The sequence below is a fragment of the Pseudomonas sp. ACM7 genome, assembly GCF_004136015.1.
Taxonomy (GTDB): Bacteria; Pseudomonadota; Gammaproteobacteria; order Pseudomonadales; family Pseudomonadaceae; genus Aquipseudomonas; species Aquipseudomonas frigoris.
Genome location: NZ_CP024866.1, coordinates 2107064 through 2124126 on the forward strand (window position 1 = coordinate 2107064; position 17063 = coordinate 2124126).

The 17063-nt window shown below is 59.9% G+C and carries 11 protein-coding genes; 3 read left to right on the forward strand and 8 right to left on the reverse strand.

Annotated elements, in window-relative coordinates; translation table 11 throughout:
• Positions 1–23: 23 nt before the first annotated feature.
• From CUN63_RS09960 to glnE, 8 genes are all read right to left on the reverse strand, one after another.
• Positions 24–1475 (reverse strand): lipopolysaccharide kinase InaA family protein, encoded by a 1452-nt coding sequence (locus CUN63_RS09960; RefSeq protein WP_129439075.1) that lies wholly within the window; start codon positions 1473–1475, stop codon positions 24–26.
• Positions 1475–2227, reverse strand: coding sequence for a lipopolysaccharide kinase InaA family protein (locus tag CUN63_RS09965; RefSeq protein ID WP_129439077.1), 753 nt, complete (start codon positions 2225–2227; stop codon positions 1475–1477). Before CUN63_RS09965 ends, CUN63_RS09960 begins: the two co-directional genes overlap by 1 nt.
• A complete protein-coding gene (locus CUN63_RS09970; RefSeq protein ID WP_129439079.1) occupies positions 2224–2958 on the reverse strand; it encodes a lipopolysaccharide kinase InaA family protein in 735 nt (244 codons plus the stop codon). Before CUN63_RS09970 ends, CUN63_RS09965 begins: the two co-directional genes overlap by 4 nt.
• On the reverse strand, positions 2958–3764 hold the full coding sequence (gene rfaP / locus CUN63_RS09975; RefSeq protein ID WP_129439081.1) for a lipopolysaccharide core heptose(I) kinase RfaP: 807 nt from the start codon (positions 3762–3764) through the stop codon (positions 2958–2960). Before rfaP ends, CUN63_RS09970 begins: the two co-directional genes overlap by 1 nt.
• The gene (locus CUN63_RS09980; RefSeq protein WP_129439083.1) at positions 3764–4885 is read right to left on the reverse strand and encodes a glycosyltransferase family 4 protein; all 1122 of its coding nucleotides are present in this window, start codon (positions 4883–4885) and stop codon (positions 3764–3766) included. The genes rfaP and CUN63_RS09980 overlap by 1 nt, the downstream gene beginning before the upstream one ends.
• A complete protein-coding gene (rfaC, locus tag CUN63_RS09985; protein ID WP_129439085.1) occupies positions 4885–5946 on the reverse strand; it encodes a lipopolysaccharide heptosyltransferase RfaC in 1062 nt (353 codons plus the stop codon). The genes CUN63_RS09980 and rfaC overlap by 1 nt, the downstream gene beginning before the upstream one ends.
• 1 nt (position 5947) lies before the next feature.
• The gene (gene waaF, locus CUN63_RS09990; protein WP_129439087.1) at positions 5948–6982 is read right to left on the reverse strand and encodes a lipopolysaccharide heptosyltransferase II; all 1035 of its coding nucleotides are present in this window, start codon (positions 6980–6982) and stop codon (positions 5948–5950) included.
• A 292-nt stretch (positions 6983–7274) separates the two neighbouring features.
• On the reverse strand, positions 7275–10214 hold the full coding sequence (gene glnE, locus CUN63_RS10000) for a bifunctional [glutamate--ammonia ligase]-adenylyl-L-tyrosine phosphorylase/[glutamate--ammonia-ligase] adenylyltransferase (protein ID WP_129439089.1): 2940 nt from the start codon (positions 10212–10214) through the stop codon (positions 7275–7277).
• Between the two features lie 383 nt (positions 10215–10597).
• On the opposite strand from glnE, the gene aceE reads away from it, so the two are divergent.
• The 3 genes from aceE (at position 10598) to CUN63_RS10020 (ending at position 16904) form a co-directional block, all read left to right on the forward strand.
• The gene (aceE, locus tag CUN63_RS10010) at positions 10598–13243 is read left to right on the forward strand and encodes a pyruvate dehydrogenase (acetyl-transferring), homodimeric type (protein WP_129439093.1); all 2646 of its coding nucleotides are present in this window, start codon (positions 10598–10600) and stop codon (positions 13241–13243) included.
• Positions 13244–13254: 11 nt separating this feature from the next.
• Complete coding sequence (aceF, locus tag CUN63_RS10015; protein ID WP_129439094.1) at positions 13255–15228, forward strand: dihydrolipoyllysine-residue acetyltransferase; 1974 nt, start codon at positions 13255–13257, stop codon at positions 15226–15228.
• Positions 15229–15509: 281 nt separating this feature from the next.
• Positions 15510–16904 carry an alkaline phosphatase D family protein gene (locus CUN63_RS10020; RefSeq protein WP_129439095.1) on the forward strand — a complete coding sequence of 465 codons (1395 nt, stop codon included), beginning with the start codon at positions 15510–15512 and terminating at the stop codon, positions 16902–16904.
• Positions 16905–17063: the final 159 nt, after the last annotated feature.

Sequence of the window (17063 nt, forward strand, 5' to 3'; positions counted from 1 at the left end):
CGCGATAGGACCGAAGGTCCGATTCAGGCAGCGCTAGAGATATCTTTGGGAAGACGCTGATCAATGACCCGATATAGCGCACTGCTCTCAGGCCAGTTACGCATGAACCTTGCCCGATCCCGCGCGTAGGCCGGGGCGAAGCTGCTGAGCGAGGCGTGCTGACACATCGAGTCCAGATCAATCAGCGCCCAGCGATCGTGCTGCCAGAACAGGTTATGCCCCTTGAAATCCCCGTGACTGATCCGCTCGCCAATCAGCTCGGCAAACAAATGATCCAGCGCCAGCAATTCGGCTTCCGGTGCCTCACCGCTTTCAACATAAGGCGCAAACCGCTCGATGATGTCCGGTCCCGGCAAATACTCGGTCACCAGATAAGCCCGACTGCGCAACCAGAGAAAACGCTTCTCCAGCAATGCCAACGGTTTGGGTGTGGCGATGCCGAGAAACGCCAGGCGATTGCCTTCACGCCAGGAGTGCCAGGCACGGCTCGGGCGCCAGAAGCGTTTGAGCCAGTGGGCAAAACCTTTGATGTTGTAGCGCTTGATCACCAGCGTACGACCAGCCACCTCGACCTTGCCGACGCTCGCCGCGCCGCCGGTCTTGTACAGATGGCCCTGATCGAGCAACGCATCGGCCTGCGCCAGCACCGGCAGCATCGCCGCCTCTTCCTCGCGGCGAATCGCCCGCAAGCCGGACGCTCCGCGCTGGACACTGAACAGCGTGCACTCGCGGCCGACCTTGATCAGGAAGTCCTTCAGGCGCCAGCTGCGCACCTTGCTCATCTGCTTCTGCAACGCTTCCATCGGTAAGGCATGCTCGCCGTTGCTCAGCAGGTAATACACCAGCAACTCTTCGGTGTAGGGCTCCAGTGTCTTGGGCAACTGGGCAAAAAATACCCCGAGGTTTTCCAGGACTTTCTGCCGCGAGAGCGGCTGGCCCGGCGTCTCCGTGCGGATTCCGGCGCCGTCGATCAAATACAGCCGACCGCCCTGGCGCAGCAGGTTGTCCAGATGCAGGTCTTCCTGCCACAGGCCCTTGCGGTGCAATTGACCGATCGCACCCAGCGCATCGGCCAATACCGCCGATTGCTCATCCGCCAGCATCGGCAAGTGCTCGACCCGTTTCCAGGCATCCCCAAGGCTTTCAGCGCCTTCAAGGAAATCGAATAGCAGCCAACCGCCCTCGCCGTCCTTCAGGCCATCAGCCAGCAACAACGGCGTGGTCAACCCCTGAGCCGCCAGCAACCGCACGCCGTCCAGCTCACGCTGGAAATGCCGCGCCGCTTTGCTGCCGACCAACAACTTGGCCAGCACCGGCCGCCCGCGCCAGACACCGGCACCGACATAACGCTGCCCCGGCAACACCCGCAACAGACTCAGCAACTGCAACTCGGCAGGGCCGGCGGCATCGGCCAGTGGAATGTTCAGCGGCAGGCTCGGGCTGCGGCCAGCGTTTTTCAGTTCGGACAAACGCATCAGCGCGCCTCCTTATGACTACGCCGCGCGGTCAGACGCGCAAGCCAGCTGTCGATCAGCGAACTGTCTTGCGATTGATCCAGATAGGCGGCCAGCAGCTCGCGCAACTGCGCTTCGCTCCACTCAGGCGCCCGACGCAGCAACGGCTCCAGATCTTTGGCCCGATCACGCAGACCAAACAGCAACGGCCGGGTCTTTTCCAGGTCGATCAGCTGGGCCAGGTAACCGTCGCCGGTGGCCTGGAGAAAAATGTGCTTGGGGTAGAAGCAACCGTGAATCTGACGCGCGCCGTGCAGGCACCGAGCCAGTTGCCCACAGGCCTGCAGAATGGCCGAATGCTGCGCCGAACTCAGGTCCGACCAGCGCTGCAACAGCGAATCCAGGTCATCCCAACCGTCCAGGGCACGGGTCAGCAGAATCGCTCGGACTTCGCCGTCGACTTTGCGCTCACCGAAAAACGCCGCTTTCAACGCCGGAATACCGAACTTTTCATAGCGACTGATATTACGAAATTCACGGGCAAAGCTCGGCTCGCCAAAGGGCGCATGCAAGGTGCGCGTCTGGTAGTTGCTCTGGCGTTTCAGGTAGTAGCCATGGCCTTCCAGATCCAGCCGAAACACGCTGCTCCAGCCACCGCGAGCGGTATTGGGCTCGTCCACAGCGTCGAGCTGCTTGACCCAGAGTGCGTCAAAGGTGCCGAGGCCGTGACGCTCAAGCAGCGCACGGTCTTCAGCCGCCAGAAAATCAGTCATTCGCGCCCCTCGAAAAATCTCACCACGTGCCGGATCCGTTTTTTGTCGGCGGCATTCAGCCGATCACGCTGGCGGTATTGCAGGTAAAAGCGCAGGCGCTGGGTAGCCGACAAGTGATACTTGGCGACCTTGTCCAGACAGGCCAGGTCCTTGGTGATCCGGTATTTGAGCCAGAAGCCGCGCCAGAAATCACCATTGGGGCAGTCGATCAAAAACAGCCGGGCCTCATCGTCGATCAGCAGGTTGCGCCACTTCAAATCGTTATGGGTAAAACGATGGTCGTGCATGGTCCGGGTATAACCCGCCAGCTGGCGGCTGACGTTGTCGACCCAGGCGCGGTCCGCCAGTTTAGGATCATGCCGCTCGGCCAAAGCCGACAAGTCTTCGGTATGCGGCAGCTCACGGGTGATCATTGCCCCGCGATCGTACGCCGCACCGCGACGTTCCAGGCCCCAAGCCACCACTTCGGCGGTAGGAATGCCCCACTTGGCAAAGCGCTTGAGATTTTGCCACTCGGCTTTCACCCGAGGCTTGCCCAGGTAACGGCGCAGACCTTTGCCAGCACCCACGTAGCGTTTGACGTAATAGTTGACGCCATTGCGCTGGACGCGAATGACCTCGGACAACAGGTCGCGCGTCAGGCGTTCGCCCTCAAGCGCAAACACAGCCTCAAGACTGCCGAAATCTTCTGCAAGATCACTGTACGCAGGCTCCAGTTTCCAACCCGCCATCAGAGCGCATCTCCGTATCGCTGTTTACGGTCGTAGAGTTTGTTGGCCTTGCCTTCGAGCCAGGCGAGCAACCCGGCTTCCTCGCCCAGAATCTGGCGCAGGGGCTGCTGGAAATAACCCTTGAGGAAACGCAACTTGTCACGACGGGTCAAGCCGATGTCCAGTGCCGAAAAGTACAGCGCCGCCAGGTCCTTGTTACGCCAGCGTTGGGTAATCGTCGAACGGGTCTGGGCGCGGTGTAGGTCGATCACCGAGAGCCTGAAATCGTCGGCCGTCACCGGTTTGTCGGTGTGCAGCAGAAAGTGACAGATGTAGCAGTCGCGATGGTTGACCCCGGCACGGTGCATCATGCCGGTCATGCGCGCGACCTCGGCGATCAGTGCACGCTTGAGTTTGGGCTCGGGCGGATGCTTGATCCAGTCGATGCTGAAATCTTCAAGGCTGACAGTGGGCGCCAGCTCTTCGGTGACGATGAACGAATGCTGGTCCGCCGGGTTGCTGCCCTTCTCGCCGTAAGCCACGGCGGTCATGGTCGGCACGCCGACCTCTTGCAGGCGCTGGATGGCCTTCCATTCCTGGCCGGCACCGAGCACCGGCAGTTTGGCAGTGAGCAGGTTCTTGAAGATCTCGCCCCAGCCAATGCCACGGTGGATCTTCACGAAAAAGCCATTGCCATCGACTTCGGTACGCAGGGTTCGGCGCGCTTCAAGTTCGCGGTATACCTCGCCCTGGAGGCCCTCGACTTCAGCGAACGGGTCACGTCCGGCCCAGAGGCTCTTGAACGGTTCAGCCAGCATCAACTTCATTAAGCGTGCTCCGCCAGAATCACATCGGCCGCGTGCTGCGGCATGCTGTAGAGGTCGGCCGTCTCGGCAAAGGCCAGACCATTGCGGCTCCAGGCCGCCCGTGCTTGAGCGTCGTTCAACATACCGGTCAGGTACTGAGTCAGTTGCGCCTGATCGAAAGGCTCTTCCAGCACCAGACCGGCGTCGGCCTCGGCGATGTAATGGGCGTAACCACACACCGCACTCACCAGCACCGGCAACCCGGCCACCAGGGCTTCGAGCAACACGGTTCCGGTGTTTTCGTTGTACGCCGGGTGAATCAACAGATCGGCGCCGAGCAGAAAACGCGGGATGTCGCTGCGGCCCTTGAGGAACGTCACGTTATCGCCGAGCCCCAATGTGGCGCTCTGCATCTGGAATAATTTGGGGTCGTCCTGGCCAATTACAAACAGCCGGGTGCGTTTCTTCAGATCGGCGGGCAATGCGGCCAGCGCCTTGAGGCTGCGATCCACACCTTTGGTCTTAAACCCGGAGCCGATTTGCACCAGCAGCAGATCATCGTCTTTCAGGTTGAATTCGCGACGGAATTCGGCACGGATCTCGGCGGCATTCGCCGGCGCGCGACGGTCCTGAGAGATACCCGGCGGCAGCAAATGGAAGCGCTCAAGCGGCGTGTCGTAATGCTTGATGAACAGTGGCTGCTGAACTTCGGAAATCATCAGCACTTCGGTCTTGGCATCCTTGGCGAACACCGCGCGTTCGTACTCGGCGAAGTGCCGGTAGCGGCCCCAACGGCGGTACAGCGAGTTGCGCAGGTTTTGCGCCTTGTCTTCGAAGCAGCCGTCGGCGGCGTAGTAGACGTCCAGACCCGGCATTTTGTTGAAGCCGATCAAACGGTCCACCGGACGCTTGGCCAGATCCGCTTCCATCCATTCGCTGAGTTTCTCGTTGCGTCGATGATTGAAGAACGCCTTGACCGGCGCCACCAACACTTCGAAGCCCGGTGGAATGTCGCCTTCCCAGATCAGCGTGTAGACCCGAATCTGATGGCCGCGTTGCTGACATTCCAGGGCGATGCGCATGAAATCGCGCTGCAAGCCCCCGAATGGAAAGTACTTGTACAAGACGAATGCCAATTGCATCAGCGCAGCTCCTCAGCCAGTAACAACGTGCTCAGTCGGGTCGCGACACGCTCGGGATTCAGACGCGTGAAGCACAGGGGCCACTCGCGTTTAAGGTCAAACTGACGGGCATCTTGGGCCGTCGGTTGATACGTACATTTCTTTTGCAGACACGGCGCGCAAGGGAAATCGCTGGCGATGTGAATCTGCGCTTTACCGTAGGCACCGGTCAGGCCCGGGTTGGTCGGGCCGAACAACGATATCGTCGGCACGTCTAGCGCAGCGGCGAGGTGACCGAGGCCGGTGTCCACCGCCACGCAGGCTTGCGCGCCGGCCAGCACTTTGCCGACACCCGCAAGATTCAGCTTGGGCAGCACTTCGACGTGCCTCATGTCTTTGGCGATGCGTTCAGCCCGGGCTTTCTCGATCGGATTACCCCACGGCAGCTTCACCGCGACACCGAGATAGCCGACGCGCTCGGCCAACTCGCGCCAGTAGGCTTCAGGCCAGTGTTTGGTGTCCCACGTGGTGCCGTGCAGGAACACCACATAAGGATTCTTGCGCGGCAATTCCACCAGTCGCTCGACGTTCAGGCCGTAATCGCCCAAGCCTTTGGGCAAGTCGTAACCCAGGGCCACGGCAAACAGCTGACGCACCCGCTCCACCGCGTGTTGCCCACGGGCCACGGCCAGACGCCGGGAATAAAAGCGTGCGGCAATCGGCTCACGGGCCGAGTTTTTATCCAGCCCGGCCACCGGGGCTTTGGCGTATCGGGTCAGCAACGCACTTTTCAGCAAGCCCTGGGCATCGATCACCAAATCATATTTGTTAGCGCGAACGCTTTGCTTGAAGCGCTTCCACTCGCCACTCTTGATGGTCTGCCAGATGTTTTTGCGCCAGCGACGGATCGCGACGGGAATCACCTTGTCCACGGCCGGGTGCCAGGTCGGGATTTCGGCGAAGCCTTCTTCCACCACCCAGTCGAACTGGATGCCGGGGATCGCCCGTGCCGCGTCGGTCAGCGCCGGCAACGCGTGAATCACGTCGCCCAGCGAAGAAGTCTTGATCAGCAGTACCCGCAAACTATTTGACCTCGACCACAGTGCCTTGCAAACGCTGCAAGGCTTCGTTCACCGCTTGCGGCATGAGCTGGCGCAGGCAGTTGTAATGACCGAAACGGCACGTGCGATCGAAGCAGGGGCTGCATTCGATGCCCAGGCGCACGATCTCGACGTGCTCGGCCAGTGGCGGCGTGAAACCCGGCGACGTCGAGCCGTAGACTGCCACCAACGGGCGATTCAGCGCAGCGGCGACGTGCATCAGGCCGGAGTCGTTGGACACCACCGCATCGGCGCAGGACATCAGATCGATGGCTTCGGCCAGGGAGGTGCCGCCGCTGAGGTTCACCGACTCTTCACGCAAACCGGGAATCAGCCGCGAACGGATGTCTTCGCCGACGGCGTGATCGTTTTTCGAACCGAACAGCCAGACTTGCCAGCCTTCGCGGATCTTCGCTTCGGCAACCTTGGCATAGTGCTCGGACGGCCAGCGCTTGGACTCGCCGAACTCGGCACCGGGGCACAGCGCCAACACCGGGCGGTCGAGGGCCAGGCCGAACTTGGCCATTGCCGCCTCGCGCGTGACCGGGTCAATCTGCAGGCTCGGCCGTGGATAAGGTGTCGGCAGCTCGGCACCGGGCTCGTAAGCCAGGGCCATGAAGCGTTCGATCATCAGCGGGTAACGTTCTTTATCCAGTGTGCGCACGTCATTGAGCAGGCCGTAGCGGAACTCGCCACGCCAGCCGGTGCGTTTCGGGATGCCGGCGAAGAACGGCACCAATGCCGACTTCAGGGAATTGGGCAGCAGGATCGCCTGGTCGTACTGGCCAGCCAGGGATTTGCCGATGCGCCGACGCGTCGCCAGCTCCAAAGCCCCGTGACCGAGCGGAAAGCTCAAGGCCTGGCGTACTTCGGGCATGCGCTCAAGAATCGGCCGGCTCCACTCGGGGGCCAGCACGTCGATTTCGCATTGCGGGTGGCGCTGCTTGAGACACTGAAACAGTGTCTGCGCCATCACCATGTCACCGACCCAACTGGGCCCAACGATCAGAATTTTCATGTGGTTTCCATAAACGAGCCGGGGAGGCATACGCCTCCCCGCCTCGAGAATCACTGCGGGAGCAAGGCTGCTTGCGATGGGTCATCACCTTCAACATTATTGTCGACTGTCATTCCGCTATCGCGAGCAAGCTCGCTCCCACATTGGGATTTGGTGTACATCGATCTGCGAAACAATGCAGATCTACTGTGGGAGCGGGCTTGCTCGCGAAGGCGCAGTGTCAGTCACTATAGAGGCTGAATGTGACGGCCTCTTCGCGAGCAAGCCCGCTCCCACATTTGAATTGTGTCGCTTAACTCAATCCCAGCTCGCGCCAGATCCGCACTACCTGCCGCCGTTCGTCCACGAACTGGTCGCCCGGTATCACCCCGGCGTCCTTCTGCAAGGCCTGCCGGTGAGCGGCTGAACGGTAGGCTTTATAGGCCTCGCGCAACAGGCTGGCATCTTCGGCGGGCATCAGCCCTTCCTCCTCCAGCCCTTCCAGAATGCGGATATTGTCAGTCCAGCGCAGCAATGGCGGGTGCGATTCGGACCACGCCAGGGCCGCGTATTGCACCATAAATTCAATATCGACGATACCTCCGGCGTCCTGCTTGAGATCGAACGGCGCCGTGGCCTCGAAGGCATTTGCCCCGGTGCCCGCCGCGGTGCTCTTGCTGCCAAGGTTATCGCGCATTTTGGCGCGCATCTCACTGACCTCCTGGCGCAAGGTTGCAAGGTCCCGCGACTTGCCCAATACCGCCGCGCGGACTTTCTCGAACGCCTGGCCGACGTCCGGACTGCCCACCAGCACCCGCGCCCGCACCAGCGCCTGATGTTCCCAGGTCCAGGCTTCATTTTCCTGATACCGGGCAAACGCACCGAGCGAACTCACCAGCAACCCCGACGCACCGGAAGGTCGCAGGCGCATATCGACTTCATACAGCTGACCGGAGTTGGTCTGGGCCGTGAGCAAGTGAATGATCCGCTGCCCCAGCCGAGTGAAAAATTGCGCACCGTCGATAGGTTTCGGCCCGTCGGTTTCCGCCTGCGGATCGCCATCGTGAATGAACACCAGGTCCAGGTCCGAACCATGCCCCAGTTCCAGACCGCCGACTTTCCCATAACCGACAATGATGAAGCCGGGATCGCACAAGGTGCCGTCGGTACGCAGCGGCGTGCCGTATTTGGCCACGGTCTGGCGCCAGGCCAGGGCCAGCACTTGTTCCAGGATCGCTTCGGCGAGCCAGGTCAGGTAATCACTGACCTTCATCAACGGCAGGCTGCCGGCGATTTCCGAAGCGGCGACCCGTAAACGGTGCGCCAGTTTGAAATGCCGCAGGGCTTCCATTTGCTGTTCGAGGTCGTCTTCGGGAATCCGCGTCAAACGCTCGCGTAACTCGGCAGCCAGTTCCGGCGCCAGCGGCGGCTTGAACAGCCGACCTTCGTTGAGCAATTCGTCGAGCAGCAGCGGGAAGCGGGTGATCTGTTCGGCGATCCACGGGCTCGCGGCGCACAAGGTCAACAAACGTCGCAGCGCGCCGGGATTCTCGGTCAGCAACACCAGATACGCGGAACGACGGGCCACGGCTTCCACCAGCGGCAATACTCTTTCCAGCACCAGATCCGGATTGGCGTGCTCCACGGCCTGAGCCAGCAACCGCGGAATAAAGGCATCAAGGCGCTCACGCCCCAAGCGCTGCATCGCCCGCAACTGCGGGCTGCTGCGCAAACCGGCCAACGCTTTCAGGGCTTTGGTGGCATCAGCGAAACCGCCCTCTTCCAACTGACGGCAAGCGGCCTCTTCATCCTGAGCCTCTTCCCACAACGGCAGCCATTCGCCACCGACCACCACTTCGCTTTCGGTGCCTTCCTCTTCGTCGGGATCGGCGATCACCTGACCAAAGTGCCAAGCCACGCGGCCACGCCAATACATCAGCTGCTCATGGAAAGCCTCCCAGTCGGCGAAGCCCAACATAAAGGCAATGCGCGCCTGATCCTGAGCACCGTCGGGCAGCATCTGGGTCTGGCGGTCGGCAATCGCCTGGATCGCGTGCTCGGTGTAACGCAAGAATTCGTAGCCTTCGCGCAGTTCGCTGATCACCGCCGGCGGCAGGTAACCCTGACCTTCCAGCGTGCTCAGTACTTTTAATAGAGGACGTTGCTGCAGACTCAGGTCGCGGCCACCGTGGATCAACTGGAACGCCTGGGCGATAAATTCGACTTCACGAATGCCACCGGAGCCGAGCTTGATGTTGTCGGCCATGCCCTTGCGTCGGACTTCTTGCTGAATCAGCTGCTTCATGGTGCGCAGCGCTTCGATGGCCGAGAAGTCGAGGTAACGCCGGTAAACGAACGGCCGCAGCATCTCTTGCAATTGCGCGCCGGCCACTTGATCGCCGGCCACCACCCGCGACTTGATCATCGCATAGCGTTCCCAGTCGCGACCCTGATCCTGGTAATACTGCTCCAGCGCGTTGAAGCTCAGCACCAATGCGCCGGCCGAACCGTAAGGCCGCAGGCGCATGTCGACGCGGAATACAAAACCGTCGACGGTCATCGGGTCCAACGCCTTGATCAGGCGCTGGCCGAGACGAATGAAAAATTCCTGGTTATCCAGCGAGCGTTTGACGCCGACGGTTTCGCCGCCCTCGGGATAGGCGAAGATCAGGTCGATGTCCGACGACAGATTGAGTTCCACCGCGCCGAGCTTGCCCATGCCGAGAATGACCATCTGCTGCGGCTCGCCGCTGCGCCGGCCAGTCGGCACGCCGAACTGCTGACAATGCCGCGAGTACAACCACTGATAAGCCTGATCGATGCTGGCATCGGCCATGTCCGAGAGGTCGCGACAGGTCTGGGTCAGATCGCACTGACGCGTCAGGTCGCGCCAGATGATCCGCACTTGATGGCGGGTACGTTGACGACGCAGGGCGCGACCGAGCCCATCGTCGGTTTCTGCTGCATTCACCGCTGCCGCAATCTGTGCGCACAGCTCGCCGGGCGCAAAACGTCGGTCCAGCTCACCGGACTGCACCAGCTCCAGCAACATCAGTGGGTCGCGCACACTCTGTTCAATCACGAAGTCGCTGGCAGCGGTGACGCGGGCAAATTGCGCCCAGCGTTCAGGCGTCCAGTTGGACAGACCATGGTCATTGTCCAGCCCGGCGACGGCCGTACGGAACGACTGCTCGGCACGGGTGACAAACGGCAGGAGGATGCCAGGCAGTTCGGCAAGCGAAGGGAGGCTCATGGTCTATCCTTGATCGGCGTGTAGAGGGCTGCATGTAGTGATTCGCCAGAATGCACTACGTGATCGACTGTCGAACAAAGGTTAGAAATAGCTGAAATTTCTTTATTTTTGGCAGACAGCATCAAGCTTTCACCTTTTCTGGTTGGCAAAAGACCAACCTTAACGATTATTCTCACAACGCAGCTGGAGGCCACAAGCCGTTCATCTGTAGTTTTACTACTCGTATATACATTCGAAAGGCTGAAATGCCCGAAGATTTGTAGTAAAACTACACGCCGCCGGAACAACCTCTCGGCAATCCAAGAATTTATATCGTCTGCCCACAAGGCCAGTCGCAAACTCAGGCAACCGATTCTGGAAGCCTTTCCGCCCTGGAGCAAGCCATGCAAGACCTCGATCCCGTCGAAACCCAGGAATGGCTGGACGCCCTGGAATCGGTTCTCGACAAAGAAGGCGAAGACCGCGCTCACTATCTGATGACCCGTATGGGCGAACTCGCAACCCGTAGCGGTTCGCAATTGCCTTACGCCATCACCACGCCATACCGCAACACGATCCCTGTCACCCACGAAGCACGCATGCCTGGCGACCTGTTCATGGAACGCCGCATTCGCTCGTTGGTACGCTGGAACGCGATGGCCATGGTGATGCGTACGAACCTGAAAGATTCTGACCTGGGCGGTCACATCTCCAGCTTCGCCTCCAGCGCAACGCTGTATGACATCGGCTTCAACTATTTCTTCCAGGCCCCGACCGACGAACACGGCGGCGACCTGATCTACTTCCAGGGTCACACCTCGCCAGGCGTTTACGCCCGTGCGTTCATGGAAGGCCGCATCACCGAAGACCAGATGAACAACTTCCGTCAGGAAGTCGACGGTCAGGGCCTGTCGTCCTATCCGCACCCGTGGCTGATGCCTGATTTCTGGCAGTTCCCGACCGTATCCATGGGTCTGGGCCCTATCCAGGCGATCTACCAGGCACGCTTCATGAAGTACCTGGAAGCCCGTGGTTTCATCCCTGAAGGCAAGCAAAAAGTCTGGTGCTTCCTGGGCGACGGCGAGTGCGACGAGCCGGAATCCCTGGGCGCGATCTCGCTGGCTGGCCGCGAGAAGCTCGACAACCTGATCTTCGTTATTAACTGCAACCTGCAGCGCCTTGATGGCCCGGTTCGCGGCAACGGCAAGATCATCCAGGAACTCGAAGGCGTGTTCCGCGGTGCTCAGTGGAACGTGACCAAAGTCATCTGGGGCCGTTTCTGGGACCCACTGTTGGCCAAAGACGTCGACGGTATCCTGCAACGCCGCATGGACGAAGTCATCGACGGCGAGTACCAGAACTACAAAGCCAAAGACGGCGCGTTCGTACGTGAACACTTCTTCAACTCGCCAGAACTCAAGGCGATGGTTGCTGATCTGTCCGACGACGAGATCTGGAAACTCAACCGTGGCGGTCACGACCCGTACAAGGTCTACGCGGCGTACCACGAAGCGGTCAACCACAAAGAACAACCGACCGTCATCCTGGCCAAGACCATCAAAGGTTATGGCACCGGTGCCGGCGAAGCGAAGAACACTGCGCACAACACCAAGAAAGTTGATGTTGAAAGCCTGAAGCTGTTCCGCGATCGTTTCGACATTCCGGTCAAAGACGAAGAACTGGAAAACCTGCCGTTCTTCAAACCGGAACCAAACAGCGCTGAAGCCCGTTACCTGAGCGAGCGCCGCACTGCACTGGGCGGTTTCGTGCCACAGCGCCGTGCCAAAAGCTTCGACATCCCGACGCCATCGCTGGATACCCTCAAGGCAATCCTGGACGGCTCGGGCGACCGTGAAATTTCCACCACCATGGCGTTCGTGCGGATCCTCGCGCAACTGGTCAAGGACAAGGAAATCGGTCCGCGCATCGTCCCGATCATCCCGGACGAAGCCCGTACCTTCGGTATGGAAGGCATGTTCCGTCAGTTGGGCATCTACTCCTCCGTCGGCCAGCTCTACGAGCCAGTCGATAAAGACCAGGTGATGTTCTACAAGGAAGACAAGAAGGGCCAGATCCTCGAAGAAGGCATCAACGAAGCGGGCGCCATGAGCTCCTTCATCGCTGCCGGTACTTCGTACTCCAGCCACAACCAGCCAATGCTGCCGTTCTACATCTTCTACTCGATGTTCGGCTTCCAGCGTATCGGCGACCTCGCCTGGGCCGCTGGCGACAGCCGTACCCGTGGCTTCCTGATCGGCGGCACCGCCGGCCGGACCACGCTGAACGGCGAAGGCCTGCAACACGAAGACGGTCACAGCCACATCCTGGCTGCCACCATCCCGAACTGCCGCACCTTTGATCCAACCTACGGCTACGAGCTGGCGGTGATCATCCAGGACGGCATGAAGAAGATGACCGAACAGCAGCAGGACGTTTTCTACTACATCACCGTGATGAACGAGTCCTACCAGCAGCCAGCCATGCCGGCCGGTGTCGAGGAAGGCATCATCAAGGGCATGTACCTGCTCGAGGAAGACACCCGCGAAGCGGCGCACCACGTTCAGCTGATGGGCTCCGGCACCATCCTGCGCGAAGTTCGCGAAGCGGCGAAAATCCTGCGTGAACAGTTCAACGTCGGCGCTGACGTGTGGAGCGTTACCAGCTTCAACGAACTGCGTCGCGATGGCCTGGCCGTAGAGCGCAGCAACCGTCTGCACCCGGGCCAGAAGCCAAAACTGAGCTATGTCGAAGAGTGCCTGAACGGCCGTCAAGGTCCGGTCATCGCGTCTACCGACTACATGAAGCTGTTCGCTGAGCAAATTCGTCAGTGGGTCCCGTCCAAGGAATTCAAAGTCCTGGGCACCGACGGTTTCGGCCGCAGTGACAGCCGCAAGAAGCTGCGTCACTTCTTCGAAGTCGACCGTCATTTCGTGGTGTTGGCAGCCCTGGAAGCCTTGGCTGACCGTGGTGATATCGAACCTAAAGTGGTGGCTGAAGCCATCGCCAAGTTCGGGATCAACCCGGAAAAACGCAACCCACTGGACTGCTGAGGAGACACTCTGTGAGCGAACTCATTCGCGTACCTGACATCGGCAGCGGTGAAGGTGAAGTAATCGAACTATTTGTGAAGGTCGGCGACCGTGTGGAAGCCGACCAAAGCATCCTGACGCTTGAGTCGGACAAGGCGAGCATGGAAATCCCTGCGCCCAAGGCTGGCATCGTCAAGAGCATCAAAGTGAAGCTGGGCGATCGCCTGAAAGAAGGCGACGAACTGCTGGAGCTGGAAGTCGAAGGTGCCGCTGCTGCGGCCCCTGCGGCTGCCGCTGCGCCGGCGGCCAAAGCTGAAGCGAAACCGGCTGCTGCTCCTGCTCCGGCAGCAGCTGCACCGGCCGCTGCTCCCGCTGCTGCAACTACCCAGCAAGTGCACGTGCCGGACATCGGCTCGTCGGGCAAGGCCCAGATCATCGAGATCCAGGTCAAGGTCGGCGACACCGTCGAGGCTGATCAGTCGCTGATCACCCTGGAATCCGACAAGGCCAGCATGGAAATCCCATCGCCTGCCGCTGGCGTGGTCAAGAGCATCAGCGTCAAGCTCAACGACGAAGTCGGCACTGGCGACCTGATTCTGGATCTGGAAGTGGCGGGTGCTGCGGCCCCTGCTGCTGCCGCGCCAGCCAAGGCTGCTGCGCCTGCTGCCGCTGCTCCAGCGCCAGCCGCTGCGGCTCCGGCTGCACCGGTTGCTGACAGCGTTCAGGACATTCATGTCCCGGACATCGGTTCGGCAGGCAAGGCCAAGATCATCGAAGTCCTGGTCAAGGCCGGCGACACCGTTGAAGCCGACCAGTCGCTGATCACCCTGGAATCCGACAAGGCGAGCATGGAAATTCCATCGCCTGCCGCTGGCGTGGTGGAAAGCGTTTCCATCAAGCTGGATGACGAAGTCGGTACCGGCGACCTGATCCTGAAGCTGAAAGTCAAAGGCGTTGCGCCTGCTGCCCCGGCTCCGGCCGCTGCTGCACCTGCACCAGCACCTGCGGCTGCCAAGGCTGAAGCTGCTCCTGCAGCCGCCGCTCCGGCACCGGCCGTACCGGCTGCTGTACCGGCTAAACCTGGCGCCAAGGTTCACGCTGGCCCGGCTGTACGCCAACTGGCTCGTGAGTTCGGCGTCGAGCTGAACGCCGTCGGCGCCAGTGGTCCGCACGGCCGCATCCTGAAAGAAGACGTGCAGGTTTACGTCAAAGCCATGATGCAGAAGGCCAAGGAAGCACCGGCCGCTGCTGCTGGCGCAACCGGTGGCGCAGGCATCCCGCCGATTCCGGTCGTGGACTTCAGCCGCTTCGGTGAAACCGAAGAAGTGCCGATGACACGCCTGATGCAAATCGGCGCGTCGAGCCTGCATCGCAGCTGGCTGAACATTCCGCACGTGACTCAGTTCGATTCGGCTGATATCACCGACCTGGAAGCGTTCCGTATCGCTCAGAAAGCCGTTGCAGAGAAGGCTGGCGTCAAGCTGACCATCCTGCCACTGCTGCTCAAATCCTGCGCACACCTGCTCAAGGAACTGCCGGACTTCAACAGTTCGCTGGCACCAAGCGGCAAGGCGATCATCCGCAAGAAGTACGTGAACATCGGCTTCGCAGTCGACACCCCTGAAGGCCTGTTGGTACCGGTCATCAAGAACGTCGATCAGAAGAGCCTGTTGCAACTGGCAGCCGAAGCCGCCGTGCTGGCCGCCAAGGCCCGCGACAAAAAGCTCACCGCTGACGACATGCAAGGCGCCTGCTTCACCATTTCCAGCCTCGGCCACATTGGCGGCACCGGCTTCACGCCGATCGTCAACGCGCCGGAAGTGGCGATCCTCGGTGTTTCCAAGGCAACCATCCAGCCAGTCTGGGATGGCAAAGCCTTCCAGCCGAAACTGATGCTGCCACTGTCGCTGTCCTACGATCACCGTGTGATCAACGGCGCCGCTGCTGCACGCTTCACCAAGCGTCTGAGCGACCTGCTGGCGGACATCCGCACCATCCTGCTGTAACACCGATCGGCCCTCCTTCACCGGAGGGCCCGTCGCGTTCCACGTTTTCCGAGCGCCACGCTCGTACCTCAACCCCGCCAGTTTGGCGGGGCTTTTTTTGCCTGGAAGAAAGTCACCCAACACCCCTTTCCTACATTCGCGGCTTACGTCGCCCACAACTCCAGTCCACTTCTGCTCGATATTTTTTGCGAACCCATAACTAAGCTTATTTCAACTAATTGTCGCTAGAACCCCTATCAACTTATTTTGCTTAGTTAGCATTACTTCGAATGGATTCGAACATGTTTAAACCGACTGTTGGCCCTATTATTGGCCACACAACAACTAACCACACACGCATCTTTTTGCGTGGAGAACTTCAAAACAATGCGCCGGCATTTGCAGGTATTCGTTATCGCCGGCCTGGCGAAGAGCGCTGGTCCCAAGGTGTATTTGCAAAGTTGACGATCTTGCGTGATATGTCCGATGTCATAGCGCTCAACGACCTTGTCACCGATACCGAGTACGAATACCAGGCGGGCTGGTTCAGCCCCATGAGCCCGGTGCACACCGTGGAGACGATTCAGGAACTGCCGCTGCAATGGCCGCGCGATATCTACCGGTTTCGCACACAGTCCAGCAAAGCCACGATTCCACGGGCCTATATCGTCGGTTCATGTCGTTACCTGCGCATGACCGCTGGCGTCCCGTCTGCACCGCATCTGGGGGACAGGATTTTCGCCTCGATCACGAATCTGGCGCAGCAGGCCGAACCGCCCATCAGCGCCATGTTGATGACCGGCGATCAAATCTATGTCGATGACCTGAACGTCATTGCTCCCGACCGGGAATACAAGGAAATACTCAGTAAGTACCGCGCAGCTTTTTCCCAACCCAATATTGGCAAGTTAATGTCCGGCGTGCCGACTTACATGATCCTCGATGATCATGAAATTGAAGACAACTGGCCCGCCAACAAAAATAAGGCCGACGCCTATTTATACAAAAACGCCATCGCGGCGTATGAGTTGTATCAAGCCAGTCATAGCCCGGCGCATACACTTCTTGCCAGCGGGCAAATAAATAGAAAACTGGAACAGTATTGGTATCAGTACGCCGAAGGTGATATCGAATGGTTTGTCACTGACAGTCGAACCCGACGCAACCTGTCGGCCAATGATCGACGCATCCTCGATGAAGAGCAGGAACAGGTCTTGTGCAAATGGTTGATTCACAACCCGGCCAGGGTCAAATTCGTGGTCACCAGCGTGATGTTCTACCCCGACCGCAAAGCCCATGGTGATGACGCGTGGAAGGCCTTTCCCGAACAGCGTCTGCGGCTGCTGGAGACAATTCGTACACACCGCATCAAGAACGTCTTCTTCGTTTCCGGTGATGTCCATGGCTCCCTGACCAGTCGCCTGACCCACAGCGAGGACCCGGACTTCGAGGTGCACACCATCGTCTCCTCACCCTTGTGCAACAGCAAACTGCTGCCGTACGCCAAGGCATCCACCTTCATCCTCGATCAACCGTTGGCGCGAACAGCCGCTGGCGACTATCAGCATGAACTGACCAGCCAGGTGGTCAGTCAGGACAACTTTGCCCATTTGATCGTCGATGCCGAACAGGTTCGTGTCAGTTATCACGACCGGGACGGCAAGCCTTTGCAGTCGACCAGCATCCCGCTCCGGTAAAAAGCAAAAGCTCGCAGCCTGCGGCAGCTCCTACAAGGAAATGGCGTACACCCAAGGAGCTGCCGAAGGCTCGGGCCGCGTTCGGACGAGCTTTTCGGTCAAAAACATTACTTTCGGCCCTACGCTGGAGAATTCTTCGCGCCGGCCGACATATTCTTA

Bases quoted from the DNA above. Each gene is read 5' to 3' on its own strand.
- CUN63_RS09960 (WP_129439075.1), bottom strand. From the start codon at position 1,475: ATGCGTTTGTCCGAACTGAAAAACGCTGGCCGCAGCCCGAGCCTGCCG.
- CUN63_RS09965 (WP_129439077.1), bottom strand. From the start codon at position 2,227: ATGACTGATTTTCTGGCGGCTGAAGACCGTGCGCTGCTTGAGCGTCAC.
- CUN63_RS09970 (WP_129439079.1), bottom strand. From the start codon at position 2,958: ATGGCGGGTTGGAAACTGGAGCCTGCGTACAGTGATCTTGCAGAAGAT.
- rfaP (WP_129439081.1), bottom strand. From the start codon at position 3,764: ATGAAGTTGATGCTGGCTGAACCGTTCAAGAGCCTCTGGGCCGGACGT.
- CUN63_RS09980 (WP_129439083.1), bottom strand. From the start codon at position 4,885: ATGCAATTGGCATTCGTCTTGTACAAGTACTTTCCATTCGGGGGCTTG.
- waaF (WP_129439087.1), bottom strand. From the start codon at position 6,982: ATGAAAATTCTGATCGTTGGGCCCAGTTGGGTCGGTGACATGGTGATG.
- glnE (WP_129439089.1), bottom strand. From the start codon at position 10,214: ATGAGCCTCCCTTCGCTTGCCGAACTGCCTGGCATCCTCCTGCCGTTT.
- aceE (WP_129439093.1), top strand. From the start codon at position 10,598: ATGCAAGACCTCGATCCCGTCGAAACCCAGGAATGGCTGGACGCCCTG.
- CUN63_RS10020 (WP_129439095.1), top strand. From the start codon at position 15,510: ATGTTTAAACCGACTGTTGGCCCTATTATTGGCCACACAACAACTAAC.